At 63.2% G+C, this 18,492-nt stretch carries 14 protein-coding genes and 9 tRNA genes; 8 read left to right on the top strand and 15 right to left on the bottom strand.

What is annotated here, in order from left to right:
- Positions 1–86: 86 nt before the first annotated feature.
- A complete protein-coding gene (locus HBF24_RS06875) occupies positions 87–2,702 on the bottom strand; it encodes an EAL domain-containing protein (protein WP_343162726.1) in 2,616 nt (871 codons plus the stop codon).
- Entirely contained in the window at positions 2,699–3,178 is a 480-nt protein-coding gene (locus tag HBF24_RS06870) for a hypothetical protein (RefSeq protein ID WP_167170849.1), read from the bottom strand. Before HBF24_RS06870 ends, HBF24_RS06875 begins: the two co-directional genes overlap by 4 nt.
- A 190-nt stretch (positions 3,179–3,368) precedes the next feature.
- On the opposite strand from HBF24_RS06870, the gene HBF24_RS06865 reads away from it, so the two are divergent.
- Positions 3,369–5,438, top strand: a complete 2,070-nt coding sequence (locus tag HBF24_RS06865; RefSeq protein ID WP_167170846.1) for a 3-hydroxyacyl-CoA dehydrogenase NAD-binding domain-containing protein — start codon at positions 3,369–3,371, stop codon at positions 5,436–5,438.
- Between the two features lie 10 nt (positions 5,439–5,448).
- Here HBF24_RS06865 and HBF24_RS06860 read toward each other — a convergent pair whose 3' ends face one another.
- The 6 genes from HBF24_RS06860 to HBF24_RS06835 all read right to left on the bottom strand — a co-directional run bounded on the left by HBF24_RS06860 (position 5,449) and on the right by HBF24_RS06835 (position 11,447).
- Positions 5,449–6,336: an EamA/RhaT family transporter gene (locus HBF24_RS06860; protein ID WP_167170844.1), complete on the bottom strand. Its 888-nt coding sequence runs from the start codon at positions 6,334–6,336 to the stop codon at positions 5,449–5,451.
- Between the two features lie 43 nt (positions 6,337–6,379).
- Positions 6,380–6,940, bottom strand: a complete 561-nt coding sequence (locus HBF24_RS06855) for a DUF2058 family protein (RefSeq protein WP_167170841.1) — start codon at positions 6,938–6,940, stop codon at positions 6,380–6,382.
- Between the two features lie 66 nt (positions 6,941–7,006).
- Positions 7,007–7,228, bottom strand: coding sequence for a SlyX family protein (locus HBF24_RS06850; protein ID WP_167170838.1), 222 nt, complete (start codon positions 7,226–7,228; stop codon positions 7,007–7,009).
- Positions 7,221–8,582, bottom strand: coding sequence for a UDP-glucose/GDP-mannose dehydrogenase family protein (locus HBF24_RS06845; RefSeq protein ID WP_167170835.1), 1,362 nt, complete (start codon positions 8,580–8,582; stop codon positions 7,221–7,223). Before HBF24_RS06845 ends, HBF24_RS06850 begins: the two co-directional genes overlap by 8 nt.
- A gap of 128 nt (positions 8,583–8,710) precedes the next feature.
- Positions 8,711–9,478 (bottom strand): FKBP-type peptidyl-prolyl cis-trans isomerase, encoded by a 768-nt coding sequence (locus HBF24_RS06840; protein WP_167170833.1) that lies wholly within the window; start codon positions 9,476–9,478, stop codon positions 8,711–8,713.
- Between the two features lie 169 nt (positions 9,479–9,647).
- Positions 9,648–11,447, bottom strand: a complete 1,800-nt coding sequence (locus HBF24_RS06835) for a cation:proton antiporter (RefSeq protein WP_167170830.1) — start codon at positions 11,445–11,447, stop codon at positions 9,648–9,650.
- A gap of 213 nt (positions 11,448–11,660) precedes the next feature.
- Here HBF24_RS06835 and HBF24_RS06830 point away from each other — a divergent pair.
- The 6 genes from HBF24_RS06830 (at position 11,661) to HBF24_RS06805 (ending at position 12,379) form a co-directional block, all read left to right on the top strand.
- Positions 11,661–11,736 (top strand) — tRNA-Ala (locus HBF24_RS06830).
- A 5-nt stretch (positions 11,737–11,741) separates the two neighbouring features.
- Positions 11,742–11,817, top strand: a tRNA-Glu gene (locus HBF24_RS06825).
- Positions 11,818–11,848: 31 nt separating this feature from the next.
- A tRNA-Asp gene (locus HBF24_RS06820) sits at positions 11,849–11,925 on the top strand.
- A gap of 169 nt (positions 11,926–12,094) precedes the next feature.
- Positions 12,095–12,170, top strand: a tRNA-Ala gene (locus HBF24_RS06815).
- Positions 12,171–12,175: 5 nt separating this feature from the next.
- Positions 12,176–12,251, top strand: a tRNA-Glu gene (locus HBF24_RS06810).
- 51 nt (positions 12,252–12,302) lie between these two features.
- A tRNA-Asp gene (locus tag HBF24_RS06805) sits at positions 12,303–12,379 on the top strand.
- A gap of 157 nt (positions 12,380–12,536) precedes the next feature.
- On the opposite strand, the gene HBF24_RS06800 is transcribed toward HBF24_RS06805, so the two are convergent.
- From HBF24_RS06800 to HBF24_RS06790, 3 genes are all read right to left on the bottom strand, one after another.
- A complete protein-coding gene (locus HBF24_RS06800; RefSeq protein ID WP_167170827.1) occupies positions 12,537–12,809 on the bottom strand; it encodes a DUF2188 domain-containing protein in 273 nt (90 codons plus the stop codon).
- A gap of 136 nt (positions 12,810–12,945) precedes the next feature.
- Entirely contained in the window at positions 12,946–13,428 is a 483-nt protein-coding gene (locus HBF24_RS06795; RefSeq protein ID WP_167170825.1) for a DUF1249 domain-containing protein, read from the bottom strand.
- A gap of 75 nt (positions 13,429–13,503) precedes the next feature.
- On the bottom strand, positions 13,504–14,325 hold the full coding sequence (locus HBF24_RS06790; protein ID WP_206064235.1) for a pyruvate, water dikinase regulatory protein: 822 nt from the start codon (positions 14,323–14,325) through the stop codon (positions 13,504–13,506).
- 184 nt (positions 14,326–14,509) lie between these two features.
- On the opposite strand from HBF24_RS06790, the gene ppsA reads away from it, so the two are divergent.
- Positions 14,510–16,891 carry a phosphoenolpyruvate synthase gene (ppsA, locus tag HBF24_RS06785; protein WP_167170819.1) on the top strand — a complete coding sequence of 794 codons (2,382 nt, stop codon included), beginning with the start codon at positions 14,510–14,512 and terminating at the stop codon, positions 16,889–16,891.
- A gap of 549 nt (positions 16,892–17,440) precedes the next feature.
- Here the strand turns inward: ppsA and HBF24_RS06780 are convergent.
- The 4 genes from HBF24_RS06780 to pgsA all read right to left on the bottom strand — a co-directional run bounded on the left by HBF24_RS06780 (position 17,441) and on the right by pgsA (position 18,441).
- Positions 17,441–17,516, bottom strand: a tRNA-Gly gene (locus HBF24_RS06780).
- Between the two features lie 24 nt (positions 17,517–17,540).
- A tRNA-Cys gene (locus tag HBF24_RS06775) sits at positions 17,541–17,614 on the bottom strand.
- Between the two features lie 79 nt (positions 17,615–17,693).
- Positions 17,694–17,769 (bottom strand) — tRNA-Gly (locus tag HBF24_RS06770).
- A gap of 87 nt (positions 17,770–17,856) precedes the next feature.
- Entirely contained in the window at positions 17,857–18,441 is a 585-nt protein-coding gene (gene pgsA, locus HBF24_RS06765; protein WP_167170816.1) for a CDP-diacylglycerol--glycerol-3-phosphate 3-phosphatidyltransferase, read from the bottom strand.
- Positions 18,442–18,492: the final 51 nt, after the last annotated feature.

The raw sequence follows: 18,492 nt of genomic DNA, 5'->3' as shown, positions 1-18,492 counted from the left end.
ACCGCAGATTCTGCATCAAGTTCGCAAGATGGGGCCGGCGCGATAAGCCGTCAAGGCGAAAAGCCTGCATGACGCGCCTGAGCAGGTCACGCGGTGGCGCCAAGCAGTCCGCCCTCGACCTCACCCAGCATGCGCCGGCGTTCGGCGAGCATGGTATTGAAGGCCACGGCAGACAGCGGACGGCAGAACAGGAAGCCCTGCAGCACATCGCATTGGTGCTCGCGCAGGAAGGCAAGGTGCGACTCCTCTTCCACGCCTTCGGCCACCACCTCTCGATGCAGACTGTGCGCCATGTGGATGGTGGCCCGCACGATGGCCTCGTCATCGGGATCGGTGCCGATGTTGCGCACGAAGCTCTGGTCAATCTTGATACGGTCGGCCGGCAGGTGACGCAGATAGTCGAGCGAGGCCTGCCCCGTGCCGAAGTCATCGATGGCCACACTGCAGCCAAGGTCACGCAGTGCGTGCAGGTTGTCGACCACCAGGGGCATCGATTTGAGGCTCATGCTCTCGGTGATTTCCAGCTCCAGAGCCGCGGGCTCCAATCCGCTCTCGCGCAGCGCCTCGGACACCCATCCCGGCAGCTCACGCTGCTGCAATTGCAGCGCCGAGAGGTTCACCCCCACGCGGAGCGGCAAGCCATAGCGCTGGCGCCAGCGCTGCGTATCCTTGCAGGCATGGCGCAGCACCCACTGCCCCAGGCTGACAATCAGCCCACTCTCCTCGGCCAGGGGAATGAAAAACCCCGGGCTGATCATGCCAAGCTCAGGGTGATCCCAGCGCACCAGCGCTTCCATGCCGACGATGTCTTCGCTGGCCGTATCCACCTGCGGTTGGTAGAAGACACGCAGCTCACCGTTGCGCTCGGCAAGATGCAGCCTGGCCTCCAGCGCCGCGCGCTGACGGTTCGAATCGCGATCGGTCGAAACGTACGCCTGCACGTTGTTGCGACCTTCGCTCTTGGCGTTGTACATGGCCACGTCAGCATGCTTTAACAGCCGCTCGGCGGTGGACGCATCGTCCGGATAGAAACTCAGCCCCACCGAGGCGGTAATACGCAGCTCCGAGGCGTCATCCAGCGCCAGCGGCTGGTCCAGCAAGCGCACAATCTTGTCAGCGATGCGAAGCACATCGTCGCGCTGCGCAACGTGGCGCAGGATCACGGTGAATTCGTCGCCGGCGTAACGGGCGACCGTGTCGGAGGTGCGCACGGCGCTGTTCAGGCGATCAGCCACCACCTTCAGCACCTTGTCGCCCACGGCATGGCCCAGGGAGTCATTGATGGCCTTGAAACGATCCAGGTCAATGAACAGCACCGCGAAGGTCTCACCGGTACGGCGCGCCTCGCGCAATGTGGTTTCCAGACGGTCACTGAAAAGCAGCCGGTTGGGCAGCCCGGTCAAGGCATCAAGCAACCCTGTCGCACGGCCCTGCTCACGCGCTCGACGCAACGCCAGTTCAAAACCGAAGCGTGCCGCCGCCGCGTTCAACGCATCGTGGCGCAGCCCTCTTACCGCTTCACTCCAACGCTGGCGGGTGCCGACCAGCAATGCACCGAGCACATTGTGCCGATCATCGACCAACGGCAGACCGATGAAGGTGGCAAAGCCCATCGCCCGCACGAAACCATCATTGCGCGATAGCTCGGCCAGATCGCCGTCAGCCACAATGGTTTCGCCGTCGAGCACCAAACGCAGTGCCGGTTCACGCAGTGGATCAGGGGCATCCGCTGGTGTCTCGCCACGAAGCTGCTGCGCGATCAGCCTGGGCTGCGCCTCACCCGGTCCGACCGCAGCATACATAGCCACGTAATCCAGATGCATGCCATCAGCCAGCATGCGCGTGGCCTCGGCCACCCCCGCATCGCCCTCACCGCTGTCATGCAAGCGCCCCAGCAATGCCATCAACCGCCGCGAGGCCTCGACGGCACGACGGTCACATAGGGTAATTACCTGCACCAGCAAGCCACCTCGTACCGCCAGACGGGTCACGGCCTCGACGCGGTCGCTGCCGCCATCCGAGCGCACTCGGCGGCACATGGCACGGCACTGGCCATGACGCTCCAGCAGCTGACGCACCTGCACCGCATCGGGATGCTCGCTACCTAGCAGCGCCAGCGCGGGGCGTCCCCGCACCTGCGCGCCAAGCAAGCCCGAGCGCTGCTCGAAGGTGGCGTTAACCTCCAGAATCTGGCCGCTCTGGGCATCGGAGATAATGAGTTCGTCCTCGCTGCCATCGAAGGCGAATCGGTAGTCGCCAAGGGCAGCCTCTTGGGCTGGCGCGACCGTCCCGGCATCGTCTTGACCCAACTGGACACGCACACGCGCCCACGCCTCGCCAGCATCGACCGGACTATGCAACCACTCGACCACACCCGGAGGCCGCCGCGAATACCCCCACGCACGCTGCGTGGAGTCGGCGGCGAGCAATCCGATGATGGGCACTTGGGCATAGGCCTCCATGCCCTGCAGTTGCAGACAGAAGGCCACCGACTCACGGGCCTCGCCGATGAAGTCGATCACCACCAGATCGATGGCCGGTCGCTCGGCCAGCAAGGCATGCGCCTGATCGACGCTGCGCGCGGTGTACAGCGCGGAAAAATCGTGTCCATCCAGAGCGTCGAACAAGGCACGACGATCCTCGCGTTGCGAAGCGACAATCAGCAGCGCCGGCTCGCAAGCATGTGCACTGCCAGGCCTCACACCAGCCACCGTCCGTCGCGCAAACGCGGGCGCGAGCGCATCCGGCGCTGCGCGTTGATCAGCCGCGCACCGTCCAGCGCATCCACCAGCGTGGGGTCTTCACTGAACAGGACCACGCGACGCACATGCTCGGTCGGTGTATGTGCAATCTGCTTGAGCAGCGCAACGTTCGTGGCCGACAGCGGCACGGTGAAGCCTTCCAGCAGATAGACGCCAAAGTGCAAGCTGTGCAGAGCGTAGCGCAGTGTGTCGCTGATGCGCTGGCAGCCAGGCACGCGCAGCTCGCCCTCTCGCAGGCTGCACAGGCCGGCATCGGCTTTCCACAGATACACCGATTGCCCGGTCCGCCGCGCGAGGGCACGAAACTGTTCGATCAGCAATGTTGACTGCTTGGTCTGCAAGACCACGACCGGCTGCAGCGATTCGATAACACTCTCGAACAGCTCCACGCCGGGTTGAAGGCTCTCTGCCTGCATGCTGGAAACACATCCCCTGATTCACGGCCCACGCGTGTCGTGCCCTCCTGGCCGCCCACGCACGCGGCAACGCTTCATGGTATGCCAGATTTCCCACACACGCATGAACGAGCGGCGCGCTCATCTCGCATTTGCCCCGGCCCGGCGGTATCGTGACGAAAATCCCTACGCAGGCGTTTGGAAGGCCCCAATGTTCGAAGGATTGCGCTTCAATCACTGGAAAACCGCACAGGGCGACGACGGACTCATCCTGCTGACACTGGACCGGGCCGACAAAGGCGTGAACGCGCTGTGCCGCGCCGTGCTCGAAGAGCTGGCCGATATCATCGATCGCCTGGAGATCGAACCGCCGCGTGGCGTCATCGTGCATTCGGGCAAGTCCAGTGGCTTTGCCGTCGGCGCCGACATCGGCGAATTCGTCGAGTACGAAAAGGCTGGCACGGTGCTGGACAACATCCAGTATGGCCAGCGCGTGTTCCAGAAACTGGCTGCGCTTCCCTGCCCCACCGTGGCCGCCATTCATGGCAGTTGTCTGGGCGGCGGGACGGAGCTGGCGCTGGCTTGCAGTCACCGAGTGGCCGCCGACGATGCATCCACACGGATTGGCCTTCCCGAAGTGATGCTGGGCATTCATCCCGGCTGGGGCGGCACCGCACGCCTGCCACGCCTGATTGGCGCGCCCAAGGCACTGCCGGCCATGTTGACCGGCAAGCCGTTCTCGGCATCGCGCGCCAAGACCGCCGGTGTGGTCGATCGCCTGGCCAAACCCGACACGCTGCTGGAGTCCGCGCGCAAGTTGGCAAGCAAGCCGTCCAGCCGCCCGCTGGGACAGCGTCTGACCGCATGGGCCACCAACCTGTGGCCGGTGCGCCAGGCAATGGCGCCGATGGTGCGCAAGCAGACTGCCGCCAAAGTGCGCAAGGCGCACTACCCGGCCCCTTTCGCGCTGATCGAGGTGTGGCGCCGTGGCGGCTCCAGCATCGAGCAGCGGCTGAGGCTGGAAGCATATTCGGTGGCCAAGTTGGCCGCCACGCCGACGGCGCACAACCTGATCCGCGTGTTCTTTCTGCAGGAACGGCTCAAGGCGCAGGGCAGCGGCACCGACCATGGCATTTCGCATGTGCACGTGGTCGGCGCCGGCACCATGGGCGGCGATATTGCCGCTTGGTGCGCCTACAAAGGGTTCGATGTCACCTTGCAGGATCGCGAGATGAAATACATCGAGCCGGCCATGGCCCGGGCGCGCGAACTGTTCGACAAAAAGCTCAAGGATCCGGCCAAGGTACAGTCCGCGCGGGAGCGCCTCAAAGCCGACCCCGGCGCCGAGGGCGTGGCCCGAGCGCAGCTGGCCATCGAAGCCATTTTCGAAGATGCCGACGCCAAGGCCGCTCTGTACGCCGACATCGAGCCCAGGTTTACCGGCGATGAAATCCTGGCCAGCAATACCTCGTCCATCCCGCTGACCGAACTGCGCGAAAAGCTGACCCGACCGAAGCATTTCCTTGGCCTGCATTTCTTCAACCCGGTGGCACAGATGCCGCTGGTGGAAGTGGTCACGCACGATGCGCTGGATCCGCGTGACATCAAACGCGCGCTGGCCTTTTGCAAAGCACTGGGCAAGTTGCCGGTGGCGGTCAAGGGCACGCCGGGCTTTCTGGTCAACCGCATCCTGATGCCGTACCTGCTGGAAGCCATGCGCCTTTACAACGAGGGCGTACCCGGCCCGATACTGGACAAGGCCGCCAAACACTTTGGCATGCCGATGGGGCCGATCGAGCTGGCCGACACCGTAGGCCTGGACGTGTGCGCCTCGGTCGGCAAGGAACTGGCCCCCTTCCTGGGTCTGGAAATTCCCCAGGGACTGGACGCCATGCTCGAGGCCGGCAAGCGCGGCAAGAAGGATGGGCAGGGCTTTTATGTCTGGCAGGATGGCAAACCCCAGAAGCCGCAGGTAGACCCGTCCTACAAGACACCCACCGACCTGGAAGACCGCCTGATCCTGCCGATGGTCAACGAATCCGTCGCCTGCCTGGCCGACGGCGTGGTCGAAGAGCCGGACCTGCTCGATGCTGGCGTGATCTTCGGCACCGGTTTCGCGCCGTTCCGCGGCGGCCCCATCCGCTACGTACGCGAAACTGGCGCCGATGTCGTGCTGGCCCGACTGGAAGCCCTGCATCAGCGCCATGGCGCGCGCTTCGCCCCCAAGCATGGCTGGGACGATGCGCGCCTGCGTCAGGCGCCGGCTGATCCCGCCCCTTGAGCGACGCGGCTCACACGGCGGCGGTCAGCACCAATACCGCGACCGCCGCCAGCGCCAGCCCCACCCGGTTGGCCGGCGACAGGCGCTCACCAAAACCCCACACGCCCACCAGCGTGCCGACGGCAAGCACGCCGATATTCATGCCGGCGAACACCATCGCCGGATGCTCGGGCAAGGCACGATGGCCCTGGATGTAGAAAAGGATGTTGCCGAAGTTGAGTGCGCCCAGCGCTACACCGGCCGCACCGTGGCGCCAGCCCAAGCGCAGGCAGCCGCGTAGTCCCTGCACCAGCAATGCCAGTGCCGCCACCACGAAGGACAATGCGAACACCGCCAGCATGGCGCTGGTATAGGGAAGGTCGGACAACTGCGCCAGCTGCTTGAAGAGAATGTCGATCACGCCCATGCCGACGAACACCAGCGCCGGCCACCAGGCATCGCCACGACGTGGCGCGTGATCGGCCACGTCCTCGATCCGCCCTCGCCGCAACAGCAAGCCCACCGCCAGCAGTCCCAGCATCAGCCCGGCACCACGAAGCCAGGACCAGGCCTCGCCGAACAACGTGAAGGCCGCCATCAGCGGCAGGATCAGCGATAACCGCTGGGCAGCATCGGTGCGCGCCACCCCGACACGGCGCACCGAATGAGCCAATGCCATGAAAATGGAGGGCAGCAGAATGGCCAGACCAACGAACACGGGCCAGCCATCAACAAAGTGCCGCCCTGGGGCCAGCCGCCATGGACTCACCGGCGCATGCAACAACAACACGCTGAGCACCGCGGCCACCGCATAGTTGATCGCCACCGCCTGACCGACGTCGATGTCGAACCGGCGCGCCAGTCGCAACAGCACGGACACAGCCACGCTGAAGAGCACGCTCAGCGCAATGAAATGCATGGCTCAAGCTCCTTGGAAAGCGCGTCAGCGCCGCAACGGCGTGTTACCAGACCAGGTCGTCGGGTACGCCATCGTCCTCGTCGGCCGCGTCGGGGTCGACCAGCAAGGCCACGTGATGGGCGGCAAAGCTGGCGATATGCTCGGCCTGCTCGCGGGTGACCAGGTAATAGCGGCCGGCCTGCTGGATCACGCCCAGTTCGCCGCGATTGATCGCCGCCATTTGCGCGTCGTCCACATGCACCCGGCGGATCTTGCCGCCATACTCGAAGTGGCGCATCAGTTCGGCATCGGCCTTGTTGAGGATGTTCCCTTGCAGCGCCTCGTTGAGCTTGCGCTTGAGCTCGCGGCGCTCGCGGGCACGCTCCTCGGCCTCGCGCTGCTCACGCCTGCGCTGCTCGGCCTCGGCCTGTGCGCGCATGCCGTAAGCCTTGGCAAGGTCCATCTCGCTGCCCCTGCCCGATTTTTTTGCTTGACCCTGGCCCTTGTTGGCGCGCCCCTGCCCTTTGGGTCCCTTGCCCTTGCCAGTGCCCTTGTGTTGCTCGTTACGCGGCTTGGGCTTGGCAAGTCCGCTTTTCAACAATTGTTCGCGCAGGGATTCGGCCATGGTCGATCGGTCGCTGGATAGACGGGAAACAGGAAACGGGAAGCAGGAAAAAAGCAGAACACCGCCTCAGTAGTGGGGCGGCGGCGGCTCGCTGTGCATATCGTGACTGGACGCTGCACGCAGCGCGGTGACCTCGCTGCGAAGCTCACGAATCGCCTGCTCCAGAGCATGCAGACGACGCGCCATATCGGCATCTGCCGACGACAGCGCCGAAACGGTGTCATCGACAAAGGTCAGGCGCACTTCCAGATCGTCAAGGCGCGCCTTGTCCGATGCGTGCTCAGGCATCGCTGCCCACCCGTTCCGGCAACGACAGGCTACGACCGCGGCCGATGCCATAGTAGGCCAGCCCGGCCTCTTCGACGGTGGTCGGCTCGTACAGGTTGCGCCCATCGAAGATCACCTTGTCGGCCAGCGCGTCGGCCAGCCGTGCGAACTCGGGGCTGCGGAAAGCCTTCCACTCGGTGATGACGACCAGCGCATCGGCACCGTCGATCACCTCGTAAGGCTTGGCGCAGAGCATCAGGTCGTCACGTTCACCATAGATGCGACGGGTCTCGTCCTGGGCTTCCGGGTCGTACGCGCGCACTTTGGCACCAGCGGCCCACAGCGCTTCGACCAGCGTGCGGCTGGGCGCTTCGCGCATGTCGTCGGTATTGGGCTTGAAAGCCAGGCCCCACAGAGCGATCGTCTTGCCGGCAAGTCGACCGCCATAATGGCGCTGCATCAGCTCGAACAGCTTGTTCTTCTGCGCGTAGTTGACGCGCTCGACCGCACTCAGCAGCTGCGCGTCGTAAGCGTGGGCGCGCGCCGTGCGCTCCAGCGCCTGCACATCCTTGGGAAAACACGAACCGCCGTAGCCGGCACCAGGATAGATGAAGTGATAGCCGATGCGCGGATCCGAGCCGATACCATGGCGCACCAGCTCGATGTCGGCCCCCACTCGCTCGGCGATGTTGGCCAGCTCGTTCATGAAACTGATCTTGGTCGCCAACATGGCGTTGGCCGCGTACTTGGTCAGCTCCGCAGAGCGCTCGTCCATGACCACCAGGCGATCGTGATTGCGATTGAACGGCGCATAGAGCTTGCGCATCAGACCGATGGCGCGCTCACTGGAGGCGCCAACGACGATGCGATCAGGGCGCATGCAGTCGTTGACCGCATCACCCTCTTTCAGAAATTCGGGATTGGACACCACATCGAAAGCGACATCGGCGCCGCGCTCGGCCAGCGCCTTGGTCACCGTCTCGCGTACGCGGTCGGCCGTGCCTACCGGTACCGTGGACTTATCCACGATCACCGCATATCGCGACAGACGCTCACCAATGGTCTTGGCCACCGCCAGCACATAGCGAAGATCGGCACTGCCGTCCTCGTCCGGCGGCGTGCCAACGGCGATGAAAACAATCTCGGCGTGTTCGATGGCCGGTGTCGGATCGGTGGTGAACTGCAGGCGACCATTGGCATGATTGCGCTGCACCATCGGTTCCAGACCCGGCTCGTAGATGGGGATCTCACCGCGTTCAAGACGCGCGACCTTGTCCGCATCCACGTCTACACAGACCACCTGATTGCCCATTTCCGCCAGGCAGGTACCGGTGACCAGGCCGACATAGCCGGTGCCAAAGATCGTTACCTTCATCGAATACGCATCCTTCGCAGGTTCTTTAACCTGTCAATTGTAGTGTCGGCGTGTCCCAACCACCACCGCCGAGGCACAAAAAAGGGGCACGACATCGCGTCGCGCCCCTTCTGGCAGTCCCGCCCGGATTACTGACCCGAGCTGTCGCTGCTGCCGCTGTCGTTGTTCTTCGACGGCGTGGTCTTGAGCAACTCCACGTCGAAGATCAGCGTGCTGTTGGGCGGCATCGGATTGGACGGCTGCGCGCCATAGGCCAGATCCGAAGGAATGTACAACTTGTAGTGCCCGCCTACCTGCATCAGCTGCAGGCCTTCGCGGAAGCCCGGGATGACGTTGGACAGCGGAATATCCGCCGGGCCGCCGCCCTTGTGCTTCTTCGAATCGTCGAAGGTTTCACCGTTCAGCAGCTTGCCGACGTAGTTCACCTCGACGGTATCGTTCGGGCCCGGATGCGGGCCGGTTCCCTGCTTGATGACCTTGTACTGCAGGCCAGAAGCGGTGGTCTTGACGCCCGGCTTGGTCTTGTTCTTGGCCAAGAAGGCCTGACCCTCGGCCTTGTTCTTGGCCGCTTCCTTCTTGAACGCAGCCTCGGCCTTGGCCTTGAGCTGGGTGACGAAAGCTTCACGCGTGCTCTTCATCTGCGCTTCGCTCATCGTCGGCTTCTTGCCCGACAGTGCCGCCTGCACGGCCTTGGCCACTTCCGCCGGCTCCACTTCATCACGCACGATGGGTGGCAGCTGGCTGGCCAGATCCCAGCCGACCACGTAGCTGGCCTTGGCCTTGTCGACGTGGGTGCTGGCACTCTTCGAGCTCTGCGCGGCGCTCGCGCCCGCGGTCATGCCCAGCGCCGCGGCGGCCGCGGCTGCCATCAGCGTGGGGCGCACAAATCGCTTCATTCCTTACTCCCTCATGAGTTGGTCTTGCCGGCTCTTGAAAGAGAAACCGGCGGCTACCTTCCAAACGACAGGCAGGCGCCGCATTGTGCGGTGCCTGCCCTCGCCTTGGCAACGGCGCTAGGCCACTGGACCCCAACGCGCGCCAAAGGTTCCTGGCAAGGAATCCAGCCTAGCGCGATTGTTTGTCCTTTGTGCGGTCGCCGGTCTCAGCCTGCGCCTGGACGCCGCTTTCGTCAGAAAGTGTCTGCTTGAGCGCCGCCTGCAGGCGCGCATGCACCTTGACCAATCCGCGCCAGAGCACCACCGCCACCAGCACCAGCACGGCCACCAGCATGATTACCACACCGCGCGGAGGCAGGATGGTCGAACCCAGGGCTCCGACCAGTACCGCCAGCACCACCAGGGTAAGCAGGGGAATGAGACGCGCCAGCACCCGCCGTATCGACTGCGTGTACTCGCCCGTGAAGCGCTCGCGGATGCCCAGTTCGGCCAAGAGCATGCCCAGCGCCTCGGCCTTGCGATATACGGCAATCAGCATCGGCAGCGAGAGGAACAAGGCACAGGCCCAGATTACCGAATGACGCGCTTCGCGATAGATGCCCAGCTTGGAGAACCAGGCCCAGTTGTGGGCGTTGATGTAGGCCCCCAGCACAAACAGCGCCGCCACCAGAATGATGTTGACGCCGATATGCCAGAGAAAGCGCCGGAACATCGCTGCCAGCGCAGCGTTCTCGTTCACCGGCCGCAGGTTCTCCAGCCAGCCGATGTAGGCCGAGCCGAGCGTGCGCACCGGACGCGGCGTCAGCCAGCGCACCAGCCCCACCACCTTGCCGGAAGAGCGCACCAGATAGGGCGAGACCGCCATGCAGATCACCGACACGGTCACCGCGATCGGGTACAGGAACTGGCTGATGGCACCCAGCGAGAGACCCAGCGTGGCGATCACGAACGAAAACTCGCCAATCTGCGCCATGCTCAACCCCGTCCGCAGCGAGGTACGCGCATCGTGCCCGGTGGTGAACATGCCCAGCGAACAGATCACCGTCTTGCCGACAATCACCACGGCCGCCACTGCCAGCGCCGGCAAGGCGTACTCGATGATCACGGCCGGATCGATCTTCAGGCCGATAGCGACAAAGAACAGCGCGGCAAACATGTCACGCAGAGGCTCCACCAAGTGCACCACGCGGCTGGCACAGCGCGATTCGGCCACCACCATGCCGGCCAGGAACGCGCCCAACGCCACCGAAAATCCAAGACCGGCGGCCAACAGGCTGGCACCAAAGCAAATGCCCAGTACCGCCACCAGCAAAATTTCGTCGCGTCCGTAACCGGCCACATGATCGACCAGCCGCGGCAGCAGCAGCAGCCCCAGCACCATGCCGACCACCACGAACAGACCCAGATGCCCGACCGCGGTAAGCGCCGTATCCGCCTGCACCGTGCCGCCCAGCGCCACCGCTGTCAGCACCGTGATCAAAACCACCGCCAGCATGTCTTCGGCCACAAGCATGCCAACCACCAGACGCGCAAATGGCTGGCTGCGCAAACCACCTTCGGCCAGCGTGCGCGTGGCCACCATGGTGGACGAAAGCGCCACCATGGCCCCCAGAAAGATCGAATCGGTACCGTTCCAGCCCAGCGCCCGACCCACGCCAAAACCGGCCCAGAGCATGAAACTGACCTCCACCACCGTGGCCAGCAACACCCCCAGTCCGACCTGACGCAGCTTGCGCACACTGAACTCCAGGCCCAGCGTGAACATCAGCAGCACCACGCCCAGATTGGAAATATCACTGATGGTGCGCGGATCCTTGATCAAGGGCCCTGGCGTATGCGGGCCGATCAGCACGCCGGCCAGGATGTAGCCCAGCAGCACCGGCTGGCGCAGCTTGTGAAAGATGAGTGTGGTGGCACCGGCCACCAGCATGACGATGGCCAAGTCGCGGATGAAGCCGATGTCGTGCATGGGCGCTCCCAAGGCGCGAAGGATGCAAGCGGTGAGCGATCAGCTTAAACGAAACCCGCCACTGCCCTCGCCCGCGCAGCGGCGATGGTTCATGTTTCGTCGACAAACAGAGGGGCGCTGCCACGCGCATTTTCCAACGCCACATGCTCGCCATGTTGAAAAAAAGGTTGACGCCCTCCGGCATCGGCACTAATCTTTCGCGCCTCCAGTCAAGGGGCCATAGCTCAGCTGGGAGAGCGCCTGCATGGCATGCAGGAGGTCGGCGGTTCGATCCCGCCTGGCTCCACCATCTTCGTCCCCATCGTCTAGAGGCCTAGGACACCACCCTTTCACGGTGGCGACCGGGGTTCGAATCCCCGTGGGGACGCCATAAGAAAGTGGTTGGCTGACTGGAACAATGCGGAGCGGTAGTTCAGCTGGTTAGAATGCTGGCCTGTCACGCCGGAGGTCGCGGGTTCGAGTCCCGTCCGCTCCGCCATTTTATTGCAGATGCCTGCTCGCAGATATCTACAGATGAAAGGCCGTTATCGTGGATGCGCCGATGCCTCTTGGCAGCATCGACAAAAAACGGTGAGAAAAACGGACAGGGCAAAACAAATCGTTGACGAAATGTCCACGAATCGCTAACCTTGCCCGTCTCAGGTTTCGGGGCCATAGCTCAGCTGGGAGAGCGCCTGCATGGCATGCAGGAGGTCGGCGGTTCGATCCCGCCTGGCTCCACCACTTTCGTCCCCATCGTCTAGTGGCCTAGGACACCGCCCTTTCACGGCGGTAACAGGGGTTCGAGTCCCCTTGGGGACGCCATATTCACGATATCGCACAATGACTTTTGGCGATCTCGGAAGGCACAAATGCGGAGCGGTAGTTCAGCTGGTTAGAATGCTGGCCTGTCACGCCGGAGGTCGCGGGTTCGAGTCCCGTCCGCTCCGCCATTTATCCTGAAAGCCCGCCTAGCGCGGGCTTTTTTTTTATCCGCCCGCCCACTCGCCACACGTGCGGCACACCCCTGCTATTCCCACCTTGTTGGTGACTTCGTCCATGAAAAAGGCGCCATCAGGGCGCCTTTTTCATGCAAGTTCTGTTGCCGTTTCAGATGGCGCTGGGAAAGGCCGAAGCTGACAATTCCATGATGCCAGACCCGTCGCCATCATGTGGCGCCCAGCTGCCATCCTCACTTTGCACCATCACCACGGCACTGTTGGCCTGCTCGGGCGCCAGCGTCGCTACTTGGTCGTGCGCAGCCTGGATGGCGCGCGTTTGCGAATCGAACTGCCCCACCGGCGTCACTCGGCGCCGCAGCAGCCAGGAGCCATCCGGATCGGGGTTGAAGGGTACGAACAATGCATATCGTTCGTCAGACATGGGCTTTCCCCCGACATCGGCGGGCCGATGCCTTTTCGGGGCGGCGGCGGTGTAAGTCCAGGATCATGATCGGACCGATCTGGACAAGGAAGGCGAAGCATACGTGCTTGGTTTTAAAATGGAAAGTGTTCCGAAGTCAGCCAGTGCGAGCCAGCGGTGCCTCCATCCTTTCCAGGGTACCGGTGGAGTGGCCTTGCTCGGCCAGGTACTCCAGCCACCGCGTAAGAAACCCGTTCATCCGCAGCCTGTGCTGCACCACGGAATGAGCGGCAGGAAACGGCCCCAATACCTGCCACAGATGCCGCCCAGGATGGCAGTGCATGGCTTCGGCCACATGCGCATCGGTATACATGCGCAGCTGTGCCGACGGTGTCGGCAAGCCGGTCTCGGCATCCACGATGCCGTAACTCAACCCCAACTCCAGCGTATAGGGATGACGCTGCTGGATCTGCATGTGCACATCCAGACCATCATCGACGTCCGAGACGTAGAAGCCTTCACTCAGCTGCTGCGGCGCAAACAGCCGCGCCAGGCGGTGATAGTTCTCGGCATACAACCCCATCAGGAAGCCGAAGCGCCCTGGCAGGACCGAGCTGGGTTTATCCAGAATCTGACTCATGGGCTTGATGCTAGCACTGCCCTCTCGCGCACGACCTTTATCGGGCCGCACACCAGAAGGCGAGGCGTAAATCTCTCAGTACATGTGACGATCGACGGAGCGCCAACTCAAGATCTTGCTGGCAATCTCCTCGATGGAGGTATGGGTCGTGTTGAGTACCGGAATCGATTCGTGCCGGAACAGGCGATCGGCCCTGTCCAACTCCCAGCGCGCCTGTTCCAGCTGGGCGTAACGACTATGGGGACGACGCTCGGAACGAATCTGCGCCAGGCGTTCGGCATCGATGGTCAGGCCGAACAGTCGCTCCCGGTACGGGACAAGATGTGACGGCAACTCGAACTTATTCAAGTCCTCTTCCGTCAACGGATAATTGGCCGCGCGCAGACCGTACTGCAATGCCATGTAGAGGCAGGTTGGGGTTTTCCCCGAGCGCGACACGCCCAGCAGGATTACATCTGCATCGGCATAGTTCAAGCTGACGCCGTCATCGTGGGCCAACGTGTAGTTGGTGGCGTTGATGCGCCCCTCGTACTTGGCAAAGTCGACCATGCCGTGTGAGCGGTTCACCGCGCCCGACCGCTTCACACCCAGTTCGCGCTCCAGCGGCCCCATGAAAGGGGCAAACACGTCCATCACCAGCGCCCCGCTCTCGGCCACGATCTGACACAGGGCCTCGGAGGTCATGGTATTGACCACGATCGGCCGACGACCGGTCTGCGCATACACGGTCTTGATGCGCAACGCCGCGGCCCGGGCCTTTTCCTCATCGTCGATGAATGGCAGGCGATGGGTCTCGAAGTCGACGCCATCGAACTGCGTCAGCACGCTGTGGCCTATGGTTTCGGCAGTGATGCCGGTCGAATCGGACAGATAAAAAACAGTTCGGCGCATGCCCAGCCCTTGTGCGTGCAAGCTTATGAAAAAGGGGCGTTTCAAACGCGCCCCGACGTTCGCCCAAGCCTGCCACGAGCGGCCTCAACTTAACCAATCGGCACGCGGCATCTTGTGCGTTTTTTTTCCTGCATCGACAATACCAGTTCTTTAACCCGTCATTCTGACAGGAAAACTTGAGGAGACCACTTTGAGCGACCTGGTGCTTTGGCTGGACAAACTGGGCATGCACGACCTGGACAAGGTCGGTGGCAAGAATGCCTCGCTGGGCGAAATGATCGGCCACCTGGCGCAGCTGGGCGTCTCCGTGCCGGGGGGCTTTGCCACCACCGCGGACGCGTTCAAGACGTACCTGGACGCCAGCGGCTTGGCCACACGCATTCGCGAGCGACTGGAAAGCCTGGATGTGGACGATGTCGACGCCCTGGTGGCGAGCGGTCGGGAGATCCGCCACTGGATCACCGAAACTGCCCTGCCCGACGATCTTGAGCAAGCCATCCGCGAGGCCTACGCCACGCTGTGCGAGCAGGCGGGCAAGCGCGACGTCGCAGTGGCCGTGCGCTCATCGGCCACCGCCGAAGACCTGCCCGACGCCAGCTTTGCCGGCCAGCAGGAAACCTTCCTCAACGTCGTTGGCATCGACGAGGTGCTGCACAAGGTCAAGGAGGTGTTCGCCAGCCTCTACAACGACCGCGCCATCGCCTACCGCGTGCACCACGGCTTCAAGCATGAAGACGTGTTCCTCTCCGCTGGCGTGCAGCTGATGGTGCGCTCGGACGTGGGCGCCTCCGGCGTGCTGTTCACGCTGGACACCGAATCGGGCTTCCGCGATGTGGTGTTTGTCACCGGCAGCTACGGCCTGGGCGAAATGGTGGTCCAGGGCGCGGTCAATCCGGACGAGTTCTACGTCTTCAAACCCACCCTTCGCGAGCAGAAACCGGCCGTGCTGCGCCGCCAGCTCGGCGCCAAGCAGCAGCGCATGGTCTATTCCGATCAGCCTGGCGAGCGCGTGCGTATCGAGGACACGCCCGGCGCGCTGCGCCAGCGCTTCTGCATCAGCGACGAAGACGTGCAGGAGCTGTCGCACCAGGCCCTGACCATCGAGAAGCACTACGGCCGCCCGATGGATATCGAGTGGGCCAAGGACGGCGAGAGCGGCAAGCTGTACATCGTGCAGGCGCGCCCGGAAACGGTGAAGTCGCGAAGTCACGCCACGCAATTGGAGCGCTTCCAGCTCAACGAGAAGGGCAAGGTGCTGGCCGAGGGCCGCGCCATCGGCCAGAAGATTGGCGCCGGCAAGGCGCGTCTGGTCAAGTCACTGGCGCAGATGAACACCTTCCAGGCTGGCGATGTACTGGTGGCCGACATGACCGACCCCGACTGGGAGCCGATCATGAAGCGCGCCTCGGCCATCGTCACCAACCGCGGCGGACGCACCTGCCATGCGGCCATCATCGCCCGCGAACTGGGCGTTCCGGCCGTGGTCGGCACCGGCAACGCACTGAGCCTGATTCCCGACGGCACCGAGGTCACCGTATCCTGCGCCGAGGGCGACACCGGCCTCATTTACGAGGGCCGGCTCGATTTCGAGCGCACCACCGCCGACCTTGGCGACATGCCCGAAGCGCCGCTCAAGATCATGATGAACGTGGCCAACCCCGAGCGCGCCTTCGACTTTGGCCAGCTGCCCAACGGCGGAATTGGCCTGGCGCGACTGGAAATGATCATCGCCAGCCACATCGGCGTGCATCCCAAGGCCCTGCTCGACTACGACGGCCAGAGCGATGAGGTAAAGGCAAGGATCGACGAGCGCGCCGCCGGCTACGCAGGCCCGGTCGAGTTTTACGTCGACCGCCTGGCCGAGGGCATCGCCACGATTGCCGCGTCGGTCTATCCCAAACCAACCATCGTGCGCTTGTCCGACTTCAAGTCCAACGAGTACGCCAACCTCATCGGCGGCGAAAAATACGAGCCGGACGAGGAAAACCCGATGATCGGCTTCCGTGGCGCCAGCCGCTACGTGTCGCCCGATTTCGCCGAAGCCTTCGCGCTGGAATGCAAGGCGGTGAAGAAGGTGCGCGAGGTCATGGGCCTGGCCAACGTGTGGGTGATGATCCCATTCGTGCGCACGCTGGAGGAAGGCCGCAAGGTGGTCCAGGCGCTGGAGCAAAACGGCCTCAAACAAGGCGTGGACCAGCTCAAGATCATCATGATGTGCGAACTGCCCTCCAACGCCCTTCTGGCCGAGGAATTCCTGGAGATTTTCGACGGTTTCTCCATCGGCTCCAACGATCTGACCCAGCTCACATTAGGCCTGGACCGCGATTCCAGCCTGGTCGCCAGCCTGTTCGACGAGCGCAACCCGGCGGTGAAGAAGCTGCTGTCGATGGCCATCAAGACAGCACGCGCCAAGGGCAAATACGTGGGCATCTGCGGCCAGGGCCCTTCCGACCATCCGGACCTTGCCGAATGGCTGATGGAGCAAGGCATCGAGTCGGTCTCGCTCAATCCCGACACCGTGGTCGACACCTGGCTGCGGCTGGCCAAGCACAAGAAGAAGAATGCGGCCTAGAAGGCTGCACATCGGGGAGGACATTGAAGGCGGGCCGACTATGGCCCGCCTTTTTTATCGTCCGCCCGCCGGCTGACACGACCGACGCGCCCGCAAGGCAAATAAAAAAGCCGTCGACAAGGCCGGCTTTTTCAATCGGCGAAGCCATCATTGATGTCCCCGCCATAGGTGGTGGTACCCGAGGCCGGACTCGAACCGGCATGACCTTGCGGTCGAGGGATTTTCGTACCACTTCGGCTTTCGCCGCCGGCATCGCCGTTCGTGGTCTGGAGCACGCCTTCACCCTAGCCGTTGCCGGCCTTAGGTGCCCGCCGTCTGCTCTCTACACCTTCCCCGCTGTTACGGGGCTTGGCTCGGCGTTGGCTCGGACGTATCCAGGGCGTTCGCCGACTTTGACGGGCGTCACCTCCGCCGTTTCCCGCGGAGGGCTCAAATTGCTTTCAAGTCCCTTGTGTCTACCATTCCACCACTCGGGCATGCCGGCGAGCTTAGCCAGCTGGCACAAAAAAACAAAGCCCCGGACGATGCCGGGGCTTTGCGTTCAAAACATGGAGCGGGAAACGAGACTCGAACTCGCGACCCCGACCTTGGCAAGGTCGTGCTCTACCAACTGAGCTATTCCCGCGGATGCTTGAATACTACCAAATTTTGGAGGCCAGGGTCGGAATCGAACCGGCGTACACGGCTTTGCAGGCCGCTGCATAACCACTCTGCCACCTGGCCGGTGCGCTGACGGAAAATCCAACCGCTTAGCGTCTTTAAGGTAAAGCCGACGGCGCAAACCAGGGCTCTACCTGAAAACTGGAGCGGGAAACGAGACTCGAACTCGCGACCCCGACCTTGGCAAGGTCGTGCTCTACCAACTGAGCTATTCCCGCTCGGGAGCCGCGTATCTTACCGATCGCGGCAGGGGTGTCAAGCCCCTGAAACAACTTTATTGAAAGCGTTTTGCAAGCGCCTGATTCTCAAGCGCCCGCCGGCGGCTCGGCATCACCACGAAGCAGCGGCCAGGCGGCGCGCAGGTAGTACAAGCCCGACCATATGGTCAGCACCGCAGCCACCACCAAGAGGGTTTCCCCCACGCGCCAGAAGCGCAGCAGTGCCGCGTCCCGGTCGTGCTCGAGCAGCAATACAATGATCGCAAATATCTGCATCACTGTTTTCAGCTTGCCAATCATGGCCACGCTGACGCGCTTGCGCTGGCCAAGCTCGGCCATCCATTCGCGCAACGCCGAGACGCCAATCTCGCGCCCGACGATCACCGCCGCCGTCAGCGCCAGCAGGATGGTCGGATGCACCTGCACCAGCAAGAACAAGGTGACCGCCACCATCAGCTTGTCGGCCACCGGATCAAGAAACGCGCCAAAGGCCGAGGTCTGATTCCAGCGCCGGGCCAGAAAACCGTCGAACCAGTCGGTAATCGAGGCCAGCGCGAAAATCACCGCTGCGGCGATCGGTGCCCAGCGAAACGGCAGGTAGAACACGACCACCATCACGGGCAGCAGGGCCACACGGAACAGGGTCAGCCAGGTGGGAAAATTGATGCGCATGCTGAAAAGATGGGGCTCGTGCCTTGGGATGAAAGTGGCCGCAAGCGGCCT

The organism is Oleiagrimonas sp. C23AA, from assembly GCF_011759385.1.
Taxonomy (GTDB): Bacteria; Pseudomonadota; Gammaproteobacteria; order Xanthomonadales; family Rhodanobacteraceae; genus Oleiagrimonas.
Note: the sequence above shows the minus strand (reverse complement) of the source record. Positions and strands in the feature narration are given on the sequence as shown.

What these genes read in the sequence shown, in the direction of transcription:
- HBF24_RS06870 (WP_167170849.1), bottom strand. Translation starts at nt 3,178, where the DNA reads ATGCAGGCAGAGAGCCTTCAACCCGGCGTGGAGCTGTTCGAGAGTGTT.
- HBF24_RS06865 (WP_167170846.1), top strand. Translation starts at nt 3,369, where the DNA reads ATGTTCGAAGGATTGCGCTTCAATCACTGGAAAACCGCACAGGGCGAC.
- HBF24_RS06860 (WP_167170844.1), bottom strand. Translation starts at nt 6,336, where the DNA reads ATGCATTTCATTGCGCTGAGCGTGCTCTTCAGCGTGGCTGTGTCCGTG.
- HBF24_RS06855 (WP_167170841.1), bottom strand. Translation starts at nt 6,940, where the DNA reads ATGGCCGAATCCCTGCGCGAACAATTGTTGAAAAGCGGACTTGCCAAG.
- HBF24_RS06850 (WP_167170838.1), bottom strand. Translation starts at nt 7,228, where the DNA reads ATGCCTGAGCACGCATCGGACAAGGCGCGCCTTGACGATCTGGAAGTG.
- HBF24_RS06845 (WP_167170835.1), bottom strand. Translation starts at nt 8,582, where the DNA reads ATGAAGGTAACGATCTTTGGCACCGGCTATGTCGGCCTGGTCACCGGT.
- HBF24_RS06840 (WP_167170833.1), bottom strand. Translation starts at nt 9,478, where the DNA reads ATGAAGCGATTTGTGCGCCCCACGCTGATGGCAGCCGCGGCCGCCGCG.
- HBF24_RS06835 (WP_167170830.1), bottom strand. Translation starts at nt 11,447, where the DNA reads ATGCACGACATCGGCTTCATCCGCGACTTGGCCATCGTCATGCTGGTG.
- HBF24_RS06800 (WP_167170827.1), bottom strand. Translation starts at nt 12,809, where the DNA reads ATGTCTGACGAACGATATGCATTGTTCGTACCCTTCAACCCCGATCCG.
- HBF24_RS06795 (WP_167170825.1), bottom strand. Translation starts at nt 13,428, where the DNA reads ATGAGTCAGATTCTGGATAAACCCAGCTCGGTCCTGCCAGGGCGCTTC.
- pgsA (WP_167170816.1), bottom strand. Translation starts at nt 18,441, where the DNA reads ATGCGCATCAATTTTCCCACCTGGCTGACCCTGTTCCGTGTGGCCCTG.